The sequence below is a fragment of the Mycetocola saprophilus genome (genome assembly GCF_000718085.1).
GTDB classification, from domain to species: domain Bacteria; phylum Actinomycetota; class Actinomycetes; order Actinomycetales; family Microbacteriaceae; genus Mycetocola; species Mycetocola saprophilus.
Genome location: NZ_JOEC01000002.1, coordinates 277748 through 298187 on the forward strand (window position 1 = coordinate 277748; position 20440 = coordinate 298187).

Annotated in this window: 16 protein-coding genes; 11 read left to right on the plus strand and 5 right to left on the minus strand. The window is 65.8% G+C overall.

Going from position 1 to position 20440, the window contains the following annotated elements; genetic code table 11:
* Positions 1-111 precede the first annotated feature (111 nt).
* The 4 genes from IE92_RS0107105 (at position 112) to IE92_RS0107120 (ending at position 3459) form a co-directional block, all read left to right on the plus strand.
* Entirely contained in the window at positions 112-408 is a 297-nt protein-coding gene (locus tag IE92_RS0107105; protein WP_030147809.1) for a helix-turn-helix domain-containing protein, read from the plus strand.
* A complete protein-coding gene (locus IE92_RS0107110; RefSeq protein WP_051701717.1) occupies positions 405-1706 on the plus strand; it encodes a type II toxin-antitoxin system HipA family toxin in 1302 nt (433 codons plus the stop codon). Before IE92_RS0107105 ends, IE92_RS0107110 begins: the two co-directional genes overlap by 4 nt.
* 72 nt (positions 1707-1778) lie before the next feature.
* A complete protein-coding gene (locus IE92_RS0107115) occupies positions 1779-2363 on the plus strand; it encodes a DUF3887 domain-containing protein (RefSeq protein ID WP_030147811.1) in 585 nt (194 codons plus the stop codon).
* Positions 2364-2475: 112 nt separating this feature from the next.
* Positions 2476-3459: a CPBP family intramembrane glutamic endopeptidase gene (locus IE92_RS0107120; protein WP_081863973.1), complete on the plus strand. Its 984-nt coding sequence runs from the start codon at positions 2476-2478 to the stop codon at positions 3457-3459.
* 84 nt (positions 3460-3543) lie between these two features.
* Here the strand turns inward: IE92_RS0107120 and argG are convergent, their stop codons facing one another.
* A complete protein-coding gene (gene argG, locus IE92_RS0107125; RefSeq protein WP_030147813.1) occupies positions 3544-4965 on the minus strand; it encodes an argininosuccinate synthase in 1422 nt (473 codons plus the stop codon).
* Between the two features lie 329 nt (positions 4966-5294).
* On the opposite strand from argG, the gene IE92_RS18265 reads away from it, so the two are divergent.
* Positions 5295-6266 carry a helix-turn-helix domain-containing protein gene (locus tag IE92_RS18265; protein ID WP_030147814.1) on the plus strand — a complete coding sequence of 324 codons (972 nt, stop codon included), beginning with the start codon at positions 5295-5297 and terminating at the stop codon, positions 6264-6266.
* On the opposite strand, the gene IE92_RS17790 is transcribed toward IE92_RS18265, so the two are convergent.
* The gene (locus IE92_RS17790) at positions 6149-7099 is read right to left on the minus strand and encodes a helix-turn-helix domain-containing protein (protein WP_156027453.1); all 951 of its coding nucleotides are present in this window, start codon (positions 7097-7099) and stop codon (positions 6149-6151) included. The two genes, IE92_RS18265 and IE92_RS17790, sit on opposite strands and share 118 nt — an antisense overlap.
* A 263-nt stretch (positions 7100-7362) precedes the next feature.
* On the opposite strand from IE92_RS17790, the gene IE92_RS0107145 reads away from it, so the two are divergent.
* Both IE92_RS0107145 and IE92_RS0107150 read left to right on the plus strand, forming a co-directional pair.
* A complete protein-coding gene (locus IE92_RS0107145) occupies positions 7363-12483 on the plus strand; it encodes a DUF7507 domain-containing protein (protein ID WP_081863971.1) in 5121 nt (1706 codons plus the stop codon).
* A 76-nt stretch (positions 12484-12559) separates the two neighbouring features.
* Positions 12560-12976, plus strand: coding sequence for a hypothetical protein (locus tag IE92_RS0107150; RefSeq protein ID WP_030147817.1), 417 nt, complete (start codon positions 12560-12562; stop codon positions 12974-12976).
* Between the two features lie 19 nt (positions 12977-12995).
* On the opposite strand, the gene IE92_RS0107155 is transcribed toward IE92_RS0107150, so the two are convergent.
* Together IE92_RS0107155 and IE92_RS0107160 are read right to left on the minus strand one after the other, a co-directional pair.
* The gene (locus tag IE92_RS0107155; protein WP_030147818.1) at positions 12996-13643 is read right to left on the minus strand and encodes an ABC transporter ATP-binding protein; all 648 of its coding nucleotides are present in this window, start codon (positions 13641-13643) and stop codon (positions 12996-12998) included.
* 12 nt (positions 13644-13655) lie between these two features.
* On the minus strand, positions 13656-15608 hold the full coding sequence (locus tag IE92_RS0107160) for a hypothetical protein (protein ID WP_030147819.1): 1953 nt from the start codon (positions 15606-15608) through the stop codon (positions 13656-13658).
* Positions 15609-15930: 322 nt separating this feature from the next.
* On the opposite strand from IE92_RS0107160, the gene IE92_RS0107165 reads away from it, so the two are divergent.
* The 3 genes from IE92_RS0107165 to IE92_RS16555 all read left to right on the plus strand — a co-directional run bounded on the left by IE92_RS0107165 (position 15931) and on the right by IE92_RS16555 (position 18520).
* Positions 15931-16410 (plus strand): DUF3151 domain-containing protein, encoded by a 480-nt coding sequence (locus IE92_RS0107165; RefSeq protein ID WP_030147820.1) that lies wholly within the window; start codon positions 15931-15933, stop codon positions 16408-16410.
* Between the two features lie 111 nt (positions 16411-16521).
* Positions 16522-17808 (plus strand): adenylosuccinate synthase, encoded by a 1287-nt coding sequence (locus tag IE92_RS0107170; protein WP_030147821.1) that lies wholly within the window; start codon positions 16522-16524, stop codon positions 17806-17808.
* 7 nt (positions 17809-17815) lie between these two features.
* Positions 17816-18520: a signal peptidase I gene (locus IE92_RS16555; protein WP_081863970.1), complete on the plus strand. Its 705-nt coding sequence runs from the start codon at positions 17816-17818 to the stop codon at positions 18518-18520.
* On the opposite strand, the gene IE92_RS0107180 is transcribed toward IE92_RS16555, so the two are convergent.
* Positions 18509-19414 (minus strand): alpha/beta hydrolase, encoded by a 906-nt coding sequence (locus tag IE92_RS0107180; RefSeq protein WP_081863969.1) that lies wholly within the window; start codon positions 19412-19414, stop codon positions 18509-18511. The genes IE92_RS16555 and IE92_RS0107180 overlap by 12 nt on opposite strands.
* Before the next feature lie 426 nt (positions 19415-19840).
* Here IE92_RS0107180 and IE92_RS17260 point away from each other — a divergent pair, with 426 nt between their 5' ends.
* Entirely contained in the window at positions 19841-20413 is a 573-nt protein-coding gene (locus IE92_RS17260) for an alternate-type signal peptide domain-containing protein (protein ID WP_051701715.1), read from the plus strand.
* Positions 20414-20440: the final 27 nt, after the last annotated feature.

Consider the following 20440-nt stretch of genomic DNA (forward strand, 5'->3'; position numbering starts at 1 on the left):
GTTCGCGTTGGTGGGAATGGAAATGCCAGTATCTTTTCGTCATATTGACGAGTAACATCTCCCTTAAGCGACTTTCTGCCTATCCGGCTCGTCGTTATCGGAGGAGTTTTCATGGCTGTTGAGCTGTCGGTACCCGTCGTCCAGGCCGCCAAAAGCATGGGCGAAGACCTCGCGGGATGGCGCAAGATCCTCGGACTCACCACCACCCAGGTGGCCGAGCGGGCAGACATCAGTCGAGACACCCTGCGCAAGGTGGAGCATGGCGACCCCACGGTGAGCTTCCACGTGGTGCTGCGCGTCGCGCGGGCGCTGGGCGTCCTGAAGACCCTGGCCGATGCGCTCGATCCGCTGAGCACCGACCTCGGCCGTGCCCGCGCCGGGCTGCTCAACCGAAAGCGCGTGCGATGACCCACGCGGACAGCCTGGAGGTGCACGTTGAGATCGAGGGTGAGACGATCTTCGCCGGAAACGCGCAGTTCCATCGCAGCCGGGGCCGGCTGACCGCCACGACGTTCCAATGCGACCCGACCTACCTTGAGCACCCGCGTGCGTACCGGTTGGATCCCGCCCTGGAACTGGTTTCGGGTGCTCAGCACGTGGAGGGCCTGCCCGGAGCCTTCTCGGATTCGGCGCCGGACCGGTGGGGGCGCAACCTCATCGCCAAGCGTGAGCGTGCGACGGCGCTAGGGGAGAACCGCCGGGCGGACAGCCTGGACGACGTAGATTTTCTGGCGGGGGTCGCCGACCTCACCCGGCAGGGTGCGCTGCGCTTCCGAGTGGACCCGAACGGGGCCTTCATTGACGTGGAAACCGCGGTGCCGAGGCTCCTGATGTTGCCCGAGCTGCTGCGCGCGGCCGAGGCCGCCGCAAACGATGGAGAGGACGGGCTTGAGGCGGTGAAGCTGCTCCTTGCCGCGGGTACCGGTTCGCTGGGTGGCGCGCGGCCCAAGGCATCGGTGCGGGGAGAAAATGATCGCCTGATGATCGCGAAGTTCCCGCATCGCGAGGATGACTGGGACGTGATGGCGTGGGAGGCCACCGCCCTGGAGCTTGCCGAGGCGGCCGGGGTGCGCGTCGCGACGCATCGCCTGATTCGGATTGACGGTCGGCACCTGCTCCTGCTTGATCGTTTCGATCGTAGCGATGAGGGCCACCGTATTGGCTATATGAGCGCGATGACCCTGCTGGAGCACCGCGATGGGGAATCTGCCGACTACGTCGAGATTGCCGAGATGCTGACGGAGATCAGTGCCGAAGCTCTGACCGATCGGCGGCAGCTCTTCCTGCGTGCCGCCGTCAACGTGGGGCTCAACAATACCGATGATCACCTTCGCAACCACGGATTCCTACGAAAGTCGCGTGGCTGGGTGCTGAGCCCGGCGTTTGACATCAATCCGAACCCGAACTCCTCGCAGCGCCAAACGGCCATCGGTGGCGCAGACAGTGGCGAGTTTGCCGCCGAGGGGTTGGTGCAGCTCGCCACCACCTGCCGGTTGAGCCCGGCCGAGGCGCGTAAGTGTCTGCATCAGGCGGGTGCCGCGCTGGGGCGATGGCGGGAGGTCGCGGCAGGGAACGGCATCCCCGAAGCTCAGCTCAGCCGGTTCGCCGGGACGTTCGCCGAGGGGATCGCCGCGCTGAAACGGGCGACCGCACTCTTCCCCGAGGGTGGCGCGCCCGTTCGAGGCCGAAGGTTTGGTCCGCGGTAGCGCGCATGAGGGTGGGGCGTTGGCTTCGCAGGCTCTTGACCGACCGAGACATGTAAAGGTATCCTTTACAACATGGCAAATGATGATCGGTTGATGCTCGCGCTTAATGCGGTCGTTTCCGCGCCCGTGGCCAGTGTGAATCGCATCGCGGCGCTGGACGCCCTTCGGGCGCTTGCCGATTCGACTCTGCATGAAGAGGTATCCAAGGCGAGGGATGAAAACGTCACGTGGTCCGCGATCGGGCAGAGCCTTGGCGTCACAAGGCAGGCCGCTTTCCAGCGGTTTGGTTCAGGTACCAAAGAGCAGGAAGGGAAGGGCCAGGCCATGATTAAGAAATTGTTGTTGGAGGCTCCCGAGCGAGCTAAAGAAGTTGTGCGAGCGCTCGCTTCGTCAAAAACCGACGTCGCGATCACCACCTATTTTGGTGAGGAAGCCGCAAGCGCGTTGACGGCGGAAAAGCTCGATGCCGTTTGGTCGGGGCTGATCGCCTCCGTGGGGCGGTGGGAGGGGTTCGGCGAGGGTGCCGCCCTGGTGGTGGGGGAATACGTCGTCGACGAGACGCGGCTGGAATTTGAAGCGGGGACCCTGACCTGCCGAACCACATGGGGAGTCGACGGAAAGCTCGCGGGGCTCTTCTTCCTGCCCGCCCTCGCCTAAGCTGCAGGCTCGATCGCGGGCCGGTTTTGTGCGCGGTCGTTATAACAATTCGACCGAAATGCGGCGGATGGTGGACAGCCGGCAAAGCCGTCCGCGATAATCGGGAACCATTATGTCTGACACCGGTGTGAGCGAAAACAACTTTCCGAAAGCCGAAACGCGGCCCGACCGAGTAGCGCGCGTGCCCTGGGCCGCGGTCATCGTTTTTACGGTGGTGGCGTGGGCGCTGGCCTGGCTGGTGATCCTGCCGCTGTGGGTGGTCGAGAAAGCCGGTCCGGCGTACCCGCTGCTGGGTGGGATTCTGCCCGCGGCGATGATGTTCACCCCGCTGCTCGCTGTCCTCGTGGTGGTGTTCGCGATGAAGGTGCCGCGCGGGGAACGCCTGCGTTTCCTCGGGATCTGGCCGCTGCGCCCGGCCAAGCGCGTGGTGTGGTTCATGGTGTTGGCGGCGTTCGTGCCGCTGTTGCTGGTTGCCGCCTGCCTGGGCATCTCGACGCTGTTTGGATGGGTCACCCTCGACCTGGTGACCTTCTCCGGCTTCCGGGCAATGCTCGGCCCCGCGCTGCCCGTGGATGAGTCGCTGATCGGGACGATCGTCATCGCGCAGATCCTCTCGATCCCACTCGGTGCCCTGTTCAACGCGATCCCCGCGTTCGGCGAGGAAATTGGCTGGCGCGGCTGGCTGCTGCCGGCGCTGCGTCCGCTGGGCATCTGGCCCGCGCTGATCCTCAGCGGCGTGATCTGGGGTGTCTGGCACGCGCCGGTTACCCTGCTGGGCCACAACTTCAGCCAGCCCGATCTCTGGGGTGTGCTGACGATGGTGGTCGGCTGTGTGCTGTGGGGCATGCTGTTCGGCTGGGTGCGGCTGCGCACCGGCTCGATCTGGCCCGCGGTCATCGGCCACGGTGCCCTCAACGCCTCGGCGGGTCTGATCTTCCTGCTCTCGGCGGCGGGTGCCCCGATGAACCTGACCCTGGTGAACCCGCTGGGGGTTTCGGGATGGATCGTCATCGCGATCATCGTGCTGGTCCTGGCCCTCACCGGACAGTTCAAGCAGGAACCGCAGCTCGCGCCCAAGCGCATCCCGAGCGCCTAACCCACGTAAAACACACTGCCCGCCCGGATCATGATCCGGGCGGGCAGTGTGTGTGGGCGTGAGCCCGGTGGGAACGAGCCTGGGCTAGTCGGTGCCGGTCTCGAACGCGGCCGAGAGACCCAGGGTGTCGGCGTCGGCGTCGATGCCGCCAACGGCCTCGGCGATCTTCGCCGCGGCACCCTGCTCCAGCTCACCGACGAGCTCGGCGGTGGCGCCGCCGACGAGGCCGAGGGCCGCGTACTGCTCGAGGCGGGCCCGCGAGTCGGCGATGTCGAGGTTGCGCATGGTCAGCTGACCGATGCGGTCCTCCGGGCCAAACGCGGCACCGACGGTGCGCTCCATCGAGAGCTTCTCGGGGTGGTAGCTGAGGTTCGGACCCGTGGTGTTCAGGATCGTGTAGTCGTCGCCGCGACGCAGTCGCAGGGTGACCTCACCGGTTATGGCCGAGCCAACCCAGCGCTGCAGCGACTCGCGCAGCATCAGGGCCTGCGGGTCGAGCCAGCGGCCCTCGTACATCAGGCGACCGAGCTTGCGACCGTCGGTGTGGTAGCTGGTGAGGGTGTCCTCGTTGTGGATCGCGTTGACCAGGCGCTCATAGGTGATGTGCAGCAGCGCCATACCCGGAGCCTCGTAGATACCGCGAGACTTGGCCTCGATGATGCGGTTCTCGATCTGGTCGGAGGTGCCCAGGCCGTGACGGCCACCGATGGCGTTGGCCTCGTAGACGAGGGCAACCGGGTCGGTGTACTCGACGCCGTTGATCGCGACGGGACGGCCGGCCTCGAACCGAACCGACACCTCCTCGGTGGCGATTTCGACGTCTTCGCGCCAGGCGGCGACACCCATGATGGGCTCGACGATGTCGAGTCCGGCGTCGAGGAACTCAAGCTTCTTCGCCTCGTGGGTGGCACCCCAGATGTTGGCGTCGGTCGAGTAGGCCTTCTCGGCGGAGTCGCGGTAGGGGTAGCCGTGCTCGACGAGCCACTCGCTCATCTCCTGGCGTCCACCGAGCTCCTCCACAAACTGGCTGTCGAGCCAGGGCTTGTAGATGCGCAGTGCGGGGTTGGCCATCAGGCCGTAGCGGTAGAACCGCTCGATGTCGTTGCCCTTATAGGTGGATCCGTCGCCCCAGATCTCCACGCCATCCTCCTTCATGGCGCGGACCAGCAGGGTGCCGGTCACGGCGCGGCCGAGGGGGGTGGTGTTGAAGTAGGTCTTGCCGCCGGAGCGCACGTTGAAGGCACCGGTCTGGAGGGCGATGAAGCCCTCCTCCACGAGTGCACGCTTGGCGTCGACAAAGCGGGCCAGCTCGGCACCGTACTCGAGGGCACGGGCGGTGACGCCGTCAATGTCGGGCTCGTCGTACTGACCGATATCGGCGGTGTAGGTGCAGGGGATCGCGCCCTTATCGCGCATCCACGCGACTGCACAGGAGGTATCGAGGCCGCCGGAGAAGGCAATACCGACGCGCTCGCCTACGGGGAGAGAAGAAAGAACCTTGGACATGCTCTTTATCCTACGGTGTGTTGCGGGGTTCGCCGGTACCGTATCGCCTGGCAAAATGCGCACGATCACGGTCGTTTTGTGCAGGAGGCATCGTCAGGTTGCCGAATCTGCTCCAATACAAAGGTGCGTGCGCGCGGGCAACCGAAACGTGCCGGACAGGCCATTCCCGTATTACCCGTTCGGCGGGTGCCGATTGCCGGCCCCAATGAACCCTCGTTTCCGGAGTAGTTTGTGTTTTCCTTGCACAGCGTGTCCACCCTGCGCGCGAATCATCCCCGGGCATGAGCCCCTCTCGCCGGCGCTACCGGGGGCAGTTCCTCAGTGAACATATGACCGGGAGCCTGACATCGGTTTCCGCGCACGCGTGTGCCCTGCGGAGCTATCTCGGTGCCGCGCGCATCTCGATCGACGCGATCCGAGGCGGTACCGAAGCGGAGATCCACCTGGCCCATTTCGCCCAGACTTCCTTCGCGTTTGTCACGGTACCCCGGGTCTCAATCACCTGGCATCGCACCCCGGATTCCCGAGGAAGAGCCGCCATTCTGGTGGCGAGACACGGTGAGTTTCGGGTGGCGTCGGACGTGCCCGCCGTGGTGCACGGCACGAGCGCCGCACTCATCACCCCGGGTGACTCACCGGTGCGGATCGAGACCCTCTCCGACGAGGTGGAACTGATCTATGTGAGCATCGCCGCCGGTCTCCTATCCTCCGAGTTGGGCGCGCTGGCCGAGCGGGTGGAGCGCGGAGCGTTGCCCTTTCGGCAGATTGCCCCGATCTACGGATTCGTTCGGACCCTCACCGAACCCGCCTCGGCCGGATCGGAGGATCCGCGGGCGGAGCTCGCGACCCCCGCCGAGGCCATGGCAACATCTCTTGCTCGCATCCTCGGGGACGGTGTGACCGGTGATGAGGGGGTTCTGTCCCGCCTTCATGCGTTCCTGGATATCCAGTACGGCGACGCCGACCTCACCCTCGGATCGGTGGCAACCCGCCTGGGAAGTTCATCCCGAACCGTCCAGGCGGCTCTGACTCGGGCCGGATCCACCTTCACCGAGGAGCTGCGGCGACGCCGCGTGTGGCGCGTGGAATCGCTGCGTCGCTCCCGCCCGGAACTGCGCGCCGAGGACCTGCGCATCGCCGCCGGTTTCCGCTCCACCTCGGCGATGTATCGGGCCCTGCGAAACTATGCCGAGAGCACGTCCGGGCCGGGCGATGTGTCGGCGGAGGCTCGCAGCGATCGGTACATCGCCGAGACCGAGGAGAAGCCGCACATCGCCGCGATGTTGGTCAGCGGAATTTGAGGGTGCTCAACCTGGATGCGTCGAACGGCACGGGTACGCACCTCGCGCAGCTCGGCCGAAAGCGTGGTCTGTTCGGCCGCGAAGGCTGACTGAAGCGTGCGCGCCGATACGCCGAGCCCCGAGGCGACCGAGGCGGTGGTGAGCGTGGCATTGGTGTAGTTCTCATCCACGAAGCGACGTGCACGCTGGGACAGGGTGGGAGCGGGAAACACCGGGGAACCCTGCGCAATCGCCTCGACCACCGAGTCGATGACCGTGGGCAGCGTATGGGTGAGGTGATGCTGATCGGTGCTGTCGGTGTGCGGGGTCACGATAAAGGTGCGCAGCAGCGTATAAAGGGGCATCATGCGTCTCATGCTGAGCGGGGGCAGCGTGATCGCCGATTCGAAACCCCGGGTAGCCCCGGGCAGGGAGTCGATCGACACGCTCAGCAGGACGCACTCGATGGGCCCGCCCAGCAGGTGCACGCTGGTCTGGCCGGGAGTCGGCAGGGCGAGGGCGGTGCCGGGTGGCCGGTTGATCACCCCGCCGGTGGATTCGATCCGCAGGCGTCCCGACCCCATGAGTGCCACCAGCACACGCGGGGTAGACGCGTCGGCGGGCGACCAGCGCACCGTCGTTTCCTCGGTATCAAGGCTCAGCGCAATGAGCTCGGCCCGCGCGGTGCCGACCCCGTGGGCCTGGGTAGCCCGAGTCGGGTGTGCCGACTGAAAGTCCGTCGTCGAACCGAGAAAATCGGGCAGGGCGAACCGGCCCGAGGACGGATGCTGATGTGCCCGATGGATGCGGGTGATCACCGTTTCGGGCGATGAAGACGCGTCACTACTGGGCACGGTGGTTCTCCTGGGAGGGCAACTGAACGTCGGCGAACGAGGATGGGCGGCTGCCCCCTTCGATCTTTAGCTCATGCTAGCCCAGCGGTGCGGATTCGTCGGAGCCCCCAACACGTGCGAATCACGCAGGGATCGTGTCGATCCCCGCAGCGCGCCGGGTCGTGGCGAGGAAGTGCGATTCTATTGATCCGATGAACAATCGGGGCCTCTGCGCGCCCCGAAGCGGAACGAGCGAGTCACGCTCGAAGTAAGGGAGTCAATTCATGGGTAGTACCGGTCACGCCCTGTCCTTCGGGACGGGCTCTGCACGCGGAGGGTCACGGCCACAGGTCATGCGCCTGGTCGCGTTGCTGACGGTCATTCTGGTGGTCATTGCGGGGCTTTTGCTCCCAAACAGTGCCCAGGCGGCCGGAGACGGGGTGCTCACCGTGAGTGTCGAGCCCGTCGACTCGGTCTCGGGCGCACCACAGACCCAGGTTGCCTACGGGACCAACCAGAACAGCGTGGCCTATAAGGTCGCGGTTTCCTGTTCGGTGGCCGACTGCGTCAACGCGCAGGTGAAGTTCTCCCCGTCCCAGGCGGACCCGTACGGCCTGGCGGCCAAGCTGCCGGTCACCGATGCCGGACGCACCCTGCTGGTGTACAGCACCTGGACGAACCCCAGCAAGCAGGGCAACCCGACCGGGACCGATGCCACGGGAAAGACCTTCCCGATCGGGACCCTCACCGCGGGTGAATCGATGTCGTTCACGGTGACCTATTCCATCGCCGCCGACAATCCGCAGCGTACCCTGAAGCCGGGCCAGTTCTACCCCAACGGCTTCCAGATCGTCATGTCCGCCACCGCGAGCAGCCCCTCGGCCAGTGGCGCCGTTTCCGCCACCGCCTCCCCGGTTACCTGGCGTCAGCAGCTGAGCAAGCCCGAGGTGCGGATCGCCGCCCCGAACTCCTCGGTGCAGCCAAACCAGACCGTGAGCATCACCGGTGCGATGACCACCGGATCGCTGATCAAGACCGGCGTCGTGGCCAACGGCCAGTCCCGCTGGGCCGCGGCCGGCTACTACGAGGTTGTGATGCAGCTTCCGCCGGAGGCCGAGATCGCCGGTCCGATTCCGGACTTTGGCACCTATGACCCGGCTACCCAGACCGTGCGCTGGGTGCGCGGTGACGTGAACAACCCGTCCCTGCCCGCCGCCGGTGGATGGGGCCTTGTGCCCGCCACCGGGTGGTACTCGTTTGGCGGCTACGAGCCGCACTCGATTCCGGTCCGCTTCCCCGGAACCAAGTTCTCCCCGACCGGCTGCGACTTCTCCACCACCGTGCCCATCTCGATGAGCACCACCGTCAACTACCTCGACGATAAGCGCACCACGCAGACCGCGAGCCACTCGATCAACCTCACGGTTGCCTGCCAGTCGCCCTTCCCCGGATCCTCGTTCTCGAAGACCGCCTCGCGCTTTGAGGGTGGACGCTCGGACACCGGATCGGTCATCGTCCCGCAGCCCGGAAGCAACGTGGCCGGCGAGTACTCGTGGATCACGACCGCACGCAACGAGTCCAACGTCGCGGGTGTGGCCACGGTCACCGATGACACCCTGGACCAGCCGGATGCCCCGGTCTTTGAAGTGGAGGCGTCCAACGCGAGTACCTTCTCCTGGACCCTGAGTGATGGCACGACCGGTACTCGGTCGAATGTCACCAAGATCACCGCCCCGAGCGGAACCCGCTTTGCCAAGGTCACCGCGGTCAGCGGAACCCTGCAGCCGGGTCGGGTCAAGCCCACCGATAAGACCTCGACCGATTACCTGGTCACCTACCGCTTCGCGGTGAACTCCTCCGCCCCGGTGGGTCAGACGCGCAGCAACTCGGCCACGAGCACGATGACCTGGCCCTCGCAGGCGAATAACCCCGCCTTCGTTCCGCAGACGAGGCCGGCAAACGCCTCGTTCCAGTTTGTGGGATCCAAGCCGCGCATCACCGCCGCATTCACCTCGGACGCCCAGGTCGCCGGGGGCGGCCAGGCGGTTCCGGGCAGCGAGGTGACCTACCGGATCGGTGGGGCCACCAACAACGTGCCTACCGGTTCGGCCTTCACCCCCGAATACGTCTTCATCGCCCCGACCGGTTGGAGCATCAAGCCCGGATCGGCCGCGTTTGCCGGCAGCGTTCCGCCCGGGGTGAAGCTCACCACGGCCACCCGCACCTTCCGTGAGGGAGGGAACGATGTGAGCCGCGAGGTCTTGGTGGCCTCCTGGCCCGCCGGTACCACGTTTGGTTCGGTCGCAAACCTGCCCGTCCTGTCCGTCGTGGCGCTTCCCGGACCGATGGTGAAGGGTGGCACGCAGAGCGTCGCGGGTGCCCGCATCGGCGACTCCGCGCGCCTGTGGGACAACACCCAGGCCGACTGGATGAGCGGCAACACCAACTTCGATAACGCCGACGGCACGGGCGACACCGGGGCCTGGTTCTCCGGGGTGACCCAGACCGTGCAGGTGGGCAGCACCGATCGGTTGAGCGCCAAGAAGGAAATCTGTGTGCCCGATGCCGGTGCCCCGGACGGCTGTAACTGGGCCGCGGTGCCCGGTCAGACCGTCGGTGTGGGCCTCAAGACCACCGATATCAAGTATCGGGTGACCCTGCAGAACGCCGGAAACACCCAGCTCACCAACGTGGTGGCCTACGACGTGCTGCCCTTCGTGGGCGACACCGGATTCATCCCGGCCACCCAGGGCATCTCTCGTGGTTCGGGCTTCGATCTGACGCTGGAAAGCGTGGCCGAAACCTCCGCGAATCTGCGACTGAGCTACACCGCGGCCACCAACCCGTCGCGTCCCGAGGTGAGCCCGGACGGGAAGGTGAACGACTGGGGTGCCGGGGCCGCGGGCAAGCGCGGAATCCGTGCCCAGGTGACCGGTGCCCTGGCACCGGGGGCATCGGCCTCGTTTACCTACGTGGCCGGTGTGGCCGACAACGCCGGCGTAAACGCGCTGGCCTGTAACTCGGTCGCGCTGGTTTCCGCACAGACCCCGGCGGCCGAGCCGCTTCCGGTCTGCGCCCAGCTGCGCACGAACCCGCGCCTGTCGCTGGTCAAGACGGCGGATCTGTCGGGCGTCTCCAAGACGGCCAAGGCCGGTCAGAGCATCGCCTATGCGTTCGAGGTGACCAACACCGGAGACGTGCCGATGACCCAGGTGGCCGTCGCCGACGCCCTGCCCGGGCTCTCCGCCCTGACCTATACCTGGCCGGCCGAGGCGGGCGTGCTGGCGCCGGGCCAGGTGGTCAAGGCACACGCGTCCTATGTGCTGACTCAGGCCGACGTGGATGCGGGAACCGTGCACAACAGCGCCACGGTGTCCGGTGCGGATCCGGGCGGCGTCCGGGTCGAGTCGCCGGCCTCCACCGTGGATTCGGTGATCACCGGCTCGGCCACGATCTCGCTGGTCAAGTCCGCATCGCGCGCCACGGTTTCCCGGGCCGGCGACGTGATCACCTATTCGCTGGTGGCCACCAACACCGGAACCACCACCCTGAGTGATGTCTCGGTGAAGGACCTGGTTCCCGGAGTGGACGTGGTGAGCACGGTCTGGCCCACGGGCACCCCCGCGGGCGTGCTCGCCCCGGGTGCGGCAGTCGTGGTGACCGCAACGTATAAGGTCACCCAGGCCGATATCGACCGAGGCGTGATCGAAAACCAGGCGACCTCCTCGGCCCTCTCCCCGCGGGGAGTGAAGGTGGATGACGCCTCGCAGACGACGGTCTCGGTCACCGGCGGCGCGGCCCTCACGATCGTGAAGTCGGCCAGCCCGTCGGATGAGGCGGGCTATGTGCTCGGGCAGAAGATCACCTACTCGTTTGTGGTGACCAACACCGGTAATAAGACGGTGTCCACCCCGGTGGTGACCGAAACCGCATTTGACGGTTCCGGCGCGCTGGCGCTGGATTGCGCGGGTCTGCCCGCTGTTCTGGCACCGGGTGCGCAGGGAACCTGCACGGCTACCTACGAGCTGACCCAGGAAGATATCGACCGGGGAGCCACCACCAACACGGCTCGCGTCTCGGGGATCGACCCGACCGGAAGCACCGTCGTCTCGGCGGATTCCACGGTCCGGATCCCGGGTGTCGCCGCTCCGAGCGTGGCCCTGGTGAAGACCGCCGACCGCGCCGTGGTGAACGCCGCCGGGGACGTGGTGACCTATGCATTCTCCGTGACCAATACCGGCACCGTGACCCTGCACGATGTTGCGGTGGCGGATGTGCTGCCGGGACTGTCCGACGTGACCTACCAGTGGCCGGGCGAGGCGGGCATCCTCCTCCCGGGCCAGGTGGTCACCGCGACGGCCACCTATGCGGCGACCCAGGCCGATCTCGATGCGGGATCCTTCACCAACATGGCGCAGGTGATGGGCATCGACCCGCACGGCACCCAGGTGTCGGACTCGTCCTCGGTGTCGGTGTCTGCGATCCAGGCCTCGGGCCTGACGCTGAAGAAGACCGCGGATCTGTCCGGGGTGGAGAGCCCCGCCCGCGCGGGCCAGAGCATCGTCTATGCATTCGAGCTGACCAACTCCGGCAACGTCACGGTGCGTGATGCCGCGGTGACCGATGCGCTGCCGGGTCTCTCGGAGCTCGCCTATGACTGGCCGGGTGATGCGGGAGTGCTGGCCCCGGGCCAGACCGTGGTCGCCCACGCCACCTATGTTCTGACCCAGGCGGATGTGGACGCCGGTGTGGTGCACAACAGCGCCACCGCCGCCGGTACGGACCCGAACGGAACCGCGGTGGGGTCGCCGGTCTCGACGGTGGAGTCGCCGATCGTGGGTGCCGCGGGGATCACGCTGGAGAAGACCAGCGCCGCGCGGAACGTTCACGTGGGCGATACCGTCCGCTTTGACTTCGTGGTCACCAACTCGGGCACCCTGACCCTGAGCGAGGCCGCCATCGCCGATCCGATGGCCGGGCTGTCCGAGCTGCAGGTGACGTGGCCGGGTGAGGCCGGGGTCCTGGCTCCGGGGGAGAGCGCCCAGGCTCATGCCAGCTACGTGGTGACCGCGGCGGATCTGAAGGCCGGCAGCGTGACCAACACCGCGACCGCTTCGGCGCTTCCCGCCGGGGAGTCCACCGCGATTACCTCGGAGGAGTCCAGCGTGACGATCACCGTGGTGGCCGTCCCGGTCATCCCGGCGAACCCGACCGACCCGACCGGAACGCCGACCACCCCGGCTCCATCCACACCGGTGGCACCGGCCGCGTCGGGACCGAAGTCGAGTGCCAACTCGCACCTGGCGATTACCGGTGCCGAGGGGGTCCTCGCGGTGAGCACGCTGAGCGGGATCATCCTGCTGCTGGGTGCCCTGCTGGTCTTCGGTCGTCGCCGCCGCGCCTAACCATCAGGACGCTGCCGGGGAGGGTGGGACTTCTGTTCCCGCCCTTCCCGGCACTGCCGTATCGAAAGGGAATCGGGTGACCATCACCTCACGCATTATTTCCGCCCTCCTCATCGGGGGCGTGGCCCTGGGCCTGGTCGGCTGCACCCCGGAGGCCGACACCACGGTGACGTCCTCGGGCACCGCGGTCCCCGAGCTGCCCCGCGATGGCGTCGGTATCGCCCGCTCGGTGACCCTGACCTCCGCGACCAAGAAGCCGGGCACCGACGTCAGCGCCGAGGGCACGGTAACCCTCCCACAGAAATCCCACGGCACGGTTTTTGTCTCGGTCAGCTGGATCAACTCGCAGACGGCAACGGTCTACACCCGTCAGCTCGTCGAGCTACGCGACGTCCCCGGCGGCACCGAACGGCGCTGGACGGTCGGCGCCAAACTCCCCGCCGACGCCCGCGACGTCGACGTGGTGCTGGGCGCCACCCTGGTCGAAAAGTAGCGCCGCGGGCGGTGTTCGCCTAGGCGGTGCGGGAGCGCAGCTCGAGACGTTCATCGCAGCGCGCGATCAGATCCTCATCATGGGTGGCGATCACAACCGCGGCCCCGCGGTCGGCTTCCCCCAGGAGGAACGCGGTGACCAGGTCGCGGTTATCCCGGTCCAGGGAGGCGGTGGGCTCATCCGCAAAAATCACATCCGCCGCTCGAAACATTGCGCGGGCGAGGCCGACGCGCTGTTTCTCGCCGCCGCTGAGGGCGGATACGCGTTCCTGAGCCCGATCGGGGAGCCCCACTCGTTCCAGAATGGGCAGAATTTTTGAGGCTTCGCGCCGCCTGCGCCAGAACGGTGGCAATCGGGAGAGCATCACGTTATAGGCGACGCTCTCCTCCTCGATCAGCCCGTAGTCCTGAAAAACGAAGGCTGCATGGTGCTGCCAGAAGGCGCGCCTTCGTGCATCCCTCCACCGCCGGGTCTCCTGGCCTTCCACGGTGAGGGTCCCGTGCCCAATCGGAACGAGTAGGCCAAGCACGTTGAGCAGGGTGGTTTTCCCCGAGCCGCTGGGGCCCACCAGGGCCAGCGTTTGTCCCGGAATCACGCGGGCGTTGACATCTTCAAGTACCGTGCGTCCGGCGATGGCCACGCCGATGTTGGAAGCGACAATTTCCATGATTTCCTTTGACTACGTCGTGCGATTGATTCGAGAATTAAACGTGGTTGCCGCCGCACGACGGTGCAACAGCAGGGTTGGGGCGAGATAGAGCGGAAGGGCGAGCAGCGCCCACACCGCTGAGATATCGCCGAACCGCGGCAGTATGAGGGCCAGTGTCACCAGCGCGGCCAGCGTCGCCTCCCAGCGGATCCGGCCCGCGAGTATGCGTGGCCAGGTCCACCCCGAGGTCCGCTGCACGAAGAGCCGCCGTGATCGGGTGAGCGCGGAGATCCAGGCCGACACAGCGATACTCGTGAGGAGCGCGAGCAATACCAGTAGCGCCGAGAGGGTGAGCGTTTGCGCCACCATGCTCTGTTGTTGAGCCGCGTACAGACCGGCATCGGACACCCGATCCACCGAGCGAACGTGGCTGCCAAGTGGCGTTTCTCTGAGGTACGCCTGCACCCACGCCGAGTCCCCAAAAATGAGGTTTCCCGAGCTGATTGTGGATTCCAGGAAGCCGTCGGTAAAGGTTGTTGTCACGCTGTCGGTGACCAGAATCAGGGGACGGCTCAGTAGGCGCAGATCTCCCGGCACGGGAGATATTCCCGGGAACGGTTCGGTGCCCGTGTACCGAAAGGCGGGTAGCACGGTTTCGCGGCCCGCGTCCGTGCGCCCGGCTCGATTCCAGAGCGGGAATGAGCTGGCGAGATAGCGGGAGATGTTCACGGGGAGTTGTGTGTCGGTAACGGGTTCACCCGCCGTCCCCAGCGGTCCTGCCTCTTCGGGGGTGAAACCGAGTGCCGGAGCGACGGCCTCAAGATAGGCGCGATTCACCATGACCAGGCCGTCATATCCGTTGGCCGCCAGGGCGGGGTTATCTGCTGTTCCCTGCGCATAAGAGAACGCCAGGCTTCCCTTCTCATCCGCGTCTCTGGCCAGGTCGGTGAGACCGGCGGGAAGCGAGTCGCCGTCCGAGGGCCCACCCAGGCGCAGCGAAACGTACCGATCCAGGGACGCCCAACTCGTTTGCTGACGGGTGAAATTCGAGGATTCCTGCGCGGCCGAGACCACCGGGGGCAGAAGCAGAGCGATCAGCAAAAGCGTGGCAATTTTCAGGACCTCGGCGATGGTCGCAAAGTGTCCCTCGGGCGGCCGACGGGAGGCGATGGTTGCAACCGAAGGCCAGGTGAGTGCACTCGTCAGCAGCCCGGCGATGACCATCGCCACGAGGGAAATGGCGATGAGCGCGCCCAGTGCCAGAGCGAAGGGAGTGAGTGACGATGCTCGTCCCGAGGCGATCACGATGACAATCGAGGTGAGAGTGGCTCCGGCGACCGGAAGAACACAGATCCGCAGGAGGCTCCCCAGATCATCAACCAGGATCCGTCTCTTCGGGGTTCCACACAGGATCTTAAGGGCGCGGGCCCGGGCGCGAAGTGCGTACCAGCAGACACTCACGGTGGTCAGCAGGATTAGGCAGGTAAGAAAGGGGAGCCACGCCCCGGTGTTGAGCAGGGCATATCCGAATATCGTTCCCGCATCCCTGTGCTGGATCGTGGCGGTAGCGCCAGAACGCTTGAACCATGCATCCAGCGCCGCGGTAGCCCTCGCGCTCCCCGAGTAAACAAAGGTGCCATCAAGCGGCGTATCACCCAGATCGGTGGCGGCGCGTAGCTGTCCCGTCACCCCCGGACGAAACCAACTCAGGGGTTGTGGTGTGGTCGGCGCATCGGGGCCAAAGACATAGAGGGACCGGGTGGAAAGGAAATCCTCGGGACCGGCGACCACCTTGACCAGACGCAGCTTCGCGTCCGCGGCGAGGGCCTCCAGGGCTGAGACGAGTTCGGTCTTACTCTGCGGAGACTGGGTGAAGTTCACGCTCGCGGTGTACTCGGCACCGTCGGGGAATCCGTCCTCCTCCGCCATGACATAGAGCGCGGCGATCACGGCGAGGAACAGGGTGACGCCGGCCGCCGTCACCCGGACGAGTATCCTCAGCATCGGCTAGCTAGCACACTCGGTAGTAGTACTTATTATTCGTCCACGGCGTCGCGTTTATCGGTTGACCAGTTCCGGTGAGAATCACCGCCGAGAGCATCTTTCGTGTGAACATGATTTTCCTTTCGTGGTGGCCGCAACGTTGCGGTTGGGGACGAGCGTAGGACTGCGCGGAATGGATAGCTCCTGATTTTCGGGAGATATCAGGCGTGAGCTAGGGGTTTTCGTGGCCCGTCGCCTGCGAGAAACCGGGAAAAAACGGCCGGGGGAGGACGTGTCGGGCATCCCGCGGTAGGCTGGAGGGGTGACAGAACATAACCTGCTCGGAATCCCGGAAACCCGCCTCCCGGAAGAACCGGAGGTTAGCCGCGCCCTGGAGAAGGCCGTGGGCATCGACGAACTCGAAGCGATCGTCGCCGCACACCCGTCATCCTCGCTCGCCTGGGCCGCCCTGGCGCAGGCCGCCGCGAACTCCGAGCGTCCGATCACCGGATACGCCTACGCCCGCGTCGCCTACCACCGTGGGCTTGATTCGCTGCGTAAGGCCGGGTGGCGTGGACAGGGCCCGATCCCCTGGTCGCATGAGCCCAACCGCGGAGTCCTGCGCGCGCTCTACCTGCTGCGCCGCGCGGCCCTGGACATCGGCGAAACCGCCGAGGTCACCCGCCTCACCGAGTTCCTGCGCGACGCCGATGAAACCGCCATCGCGCAGATCGAGAACGAAAACGTGCCGGCCGAACCCGCGCCGACCACCGAGGCATTCTTTATTCGCGGCCTGGACTAGGCCGTCGTCACGGCTCGTGAGGGTCGTCACCGCAACACCACTTTGTGAGCGCGCCCGAAAGCGCCTCCACCACAAATTTGTACGTGCAGCACCGAAAGAGGGAACACCACCATGCCGGGAATTGTGATCGTAGGAGCCCAGTGGGGCGACGAGGGTAAGGGGAAGGCAACCGACCTCCTCGGCTCGCGCATCGACTACGTGGTCAAGTTCAACGGCGGGAACAACGCCGGCCACACCGTGGTGGTGGGCAACGAAAAGTACGCCCTGCACCTGCTGCCCTCGGGCATCCTGACCCCCGGCGTGACCCCCGTCATCGCCAACGGCGTTGTCGTGGACCTCTCGGTTCTGTTCCAGGAGCTTGAGGCCCTCTCGGCCCGTGGCGTGGACGTGTCCAAGCTGCGCATCAGCGCCAACGCACACATCATCACCCACTACCACCGCACCCTGGACAAGGTGACCGAGCGCTTCCTGGGTAAGCGTCAGATCGGCACCACCGGTCGCGGCATCGGCCCGGCCTACGCCGACAAGATCAACCGCGTGGGCATCCGCGTGCAGGACCTGTTCGACGAGAACATCCTGCGTCAGAAGGTTGAGGGTGCCCTCGGCGTCAAGAACCACCTGCTGCTCAAGGTGTACAACCGTCGCGCGATCACCGTGGACGAGATCATGGAAGACCTGCTCAGCTACACCGAGCGTCTGCGCCCCATGGTTGTCGACGCCTCGCTCGAGCTCAACCGTGCGCTTGAGCGCGGCGAGAACGTGCTGTTCGAGGGTGGCCAGGCCACCATGCTCGACATCGACCACGGAACCTACCCGTTCGTGACCTCCTCTTCCGCTACCTCGGGTGGTGCCGCCACCGGTTCCGGTGTGGCCCCGAACAAGCTGGACCGGATCATCGGCATCGTCAAGGCCTACACCACCCGCGTGGGTGCCGGCCCTTTCCCCACCGAGCTGTTCGACGCCTCGGGTGACTACCTGCGCGCCAAGGGCTTCGAGTTCGGCACCACCACCGGCCGTCCGCGCCGCGTGGGCTGGTACGACGCCCCGATCGCCCGCTACACCTCGCGCATCAACGGTGTGACCGACTTCGTGCTGACCAAGCTCGACATCCTCGACGAGCTCAAGACCATCCCGGTCTGTGTCGCCTATGAGGTAGACGGCGTGCGCCACGACGAGGTTCCGGTCTCGCAGACCGACTTCCACCACGCGACCCCCATCTATGAGGAGTTCCCCGGCTGGGAGACCGACATCAGCGGGATCCGCGAGTTCGATGACCTGCCCGAGAACGCCCGCAACTACGTGCTCGCCCTGGAGAAGATGAGCGGTTCGCGCATCTCCGCCATCGGCGTGGGCCCGGGCCGCGACGCCATCATCGTGCGTCACGACCTGATCGACTAGGCCCCACATGACGAACGACCCCGCCATCCCGGACCGTGAACCGGTGAGCCGCCCCGAGGCGCGCACACCGAATGAGCCCGGGGAGGCGGGGTCGTTTGCGTCGGTACCGCCGGAAGCAAGCGCAACCGCGCCTGCGGAAGCGGCCACCACCGAGCAGTCTGGCTCCGCCCCGCGCTCCCGCGGACGCCGCATCGCCGGGCTGATCACCAAGATCATCTCCTGGATCGTGATCGGTGCCGCGGTGGTGCTGATCGTCGCCTTTGTGCTGGTCCCGCGCGTCACCGGGGCCACCCCCTATACGGTGCTAACCGGATCCATGCGACCGAACATGCCCCCGGGAACCACGGTGGTGGTGCGCCCGATCGACTTCGATGCGATTCGGGTGGGCGATGTCATCACCTATCAGATCGCCTCCGGCAAACCCGAGGTGGTGACCCACCGGGTGATCGCCGTCAACGTGACCCAGGACGGTCCGCGCCTGCAGACCAAGGGCGATGCAAACCCCGCGCCCGATCCGAACCCCGTCCGCCCCGAACAGGTGCGCGGCAAGGTCTGGTACTGGGCACCGTTTGTGGGGTACCTCAGCCAGGGCATCCAGTCCGATACTCGCACCTGGGTCGCCCGCGGCATCGGCATTGCGCTGATCGGCTACGCCGCCTTCGTCGTGGTGGGGGCCGTCCGGGGTCGTGCCCGTCGCCGCCTAGAGCGGTGAGTTTTCGGCGAGGACTTCCCGAAGCACGGTGATGGTGCGCTCCAGCGCGTCGCGACCCGCGGGCCCGCCCGAGCGCTCCTTGAAGTACTGAATGTAGCCATGCGTGGCGTTCTCGGAGACGATCAGGGTGGTGGGGATTTCGGCCGCTTCGAGGCGCGCCGAAAAGTGCCGGCTGTCGTCCAGGAGCGGATCGAGGGTACCCACGGCGAGGATCGTGGGAGGCATCCCCTCCACGCTCCCCAGCGCCGGGGAGATGCGCGGATCCCACCGAGAAATATCCGGGCCGAGATAGGCGGCGTCCACCCCGCGCATGACCCCGTTGGTGGGGAAGTGCGTGTCTCCCAGCCGTGCCCAAGAATCGGAGTTGGTCCGGAAATCCAGAAGCGGGTAGAACAGGAACTGTGCGGCAAACCCCGCCTGCCCCGCGTCTCGGGCACGAGCCACGGCGAGGGCTGCAAGGTTGCCACCCGCGCTGTCGCCACCGACCACGATACGGGTAGCGTCGATCCTCAACTCCTCGGCATGTGCGCGTGCCCACCGCGAAACCGCGGAGACATCATCGAGACCCGCGGGGAAGGGATGCTCCGGGGCTAGTCGGTAGTCAATCGCGAGCACGGTCGCCGAAACCCCGAGCGCGAGCGCCCGGGCCAGGACATCGTGCGTTTCAAGATCCCCCGATACGAATCCGCCCCCGTGGATGAAGATGATCAGCGGAAGAGTCTCGTCCGAGTCCGTGGGGCGATACTCGCGCACTCGGATTTCTCGTTCCGGTTCACTCGCTGGGACCCGATGCGTGCGCACGATGCTCACCGGATCGGGAGAGCCCGCCATCTCGTTCTGTGCGGAATACGACTCACGCATTCCTCGAGCAAACTCCAAATTCGTTTCGGCCATGATCTCTCCCCTATTCACATCGATTGAGCCCACGCTGTGGGTTGTGCAGTAAATAAGCGTGCACTGTACGGGAAAATTCCCACTTCGAAGGGGGTCATCCTGCGCCGAGCGTGCGGTTGGGGGACCCCGCGGACCTAATCTTGAGGTTTCCTTGAGCTAACGATGTCCCCCGCGCCAAAAATAGCGAAATGTTGTCACGATTACGTCGGTCATCTTGAGCCGGGATGACGATTATTGAATCAACGGTAAGCGAGCCCGGCCCGAACCGGATTTGCACTGAGAACAACCCGAAATTGCTCTCACAGCCGAGGACAACCCGAAACTGTTCTCACCGAAAACAACCCGAAATTGTTTTCACCGCCGTCACCCACCCGAAGCAGTACTCGTCACCTCCCCCCAAGACGATTTTCCCCCAAAGGACTTGCCATGAAGAAGACCACCACCGCTGCAATCGCCGCTACCCTCGGCGCAGCACTCCTGCTCGGCGGCGCCGGCACCCTGGCTTACTGGACGGACACCAAGGACGCCCAGGCCCAGACCATCAACTCGGGAAGCCTCGAGCTGGGTCAGATCGGTTCCGCCAACTGGAGCGTGCAGCACGTAGTCGGTAACACGAAGACTCAGCCCACCCAGGTTGACCCCTCGTCGTTCCGCATCGTTCCCGGTGACGTCCTCACCACCACCGTCAACGTTCCGGTTACCCTGACCGGAAACGACATCAAGGCCAGCCTCAAGGTTGACCAGCTGCGTTGGGAAGCCAGCTCGCTGCGCGACAAGCTCTCCGTTGCGGTTGTCAGCATCAAGGGCCAGACCCCGGTTGACGGTGCGGTTACCCTGACCAGCACCAACGGCCAGAGCACCGTCAACGTGCCCGTCGTGATCGCGGTGACCTACAAGTGGGATGGTGAGACTCCGGTCGCAGCCAACCGTGGCGAAATCAGCAACAGCGCAACCCTGCAGGCAAAGTACACCCTCACCCAGGTCGCCGCAGGTCAGTAGTCAAGACTCGTGACCCTCGCTGAATCC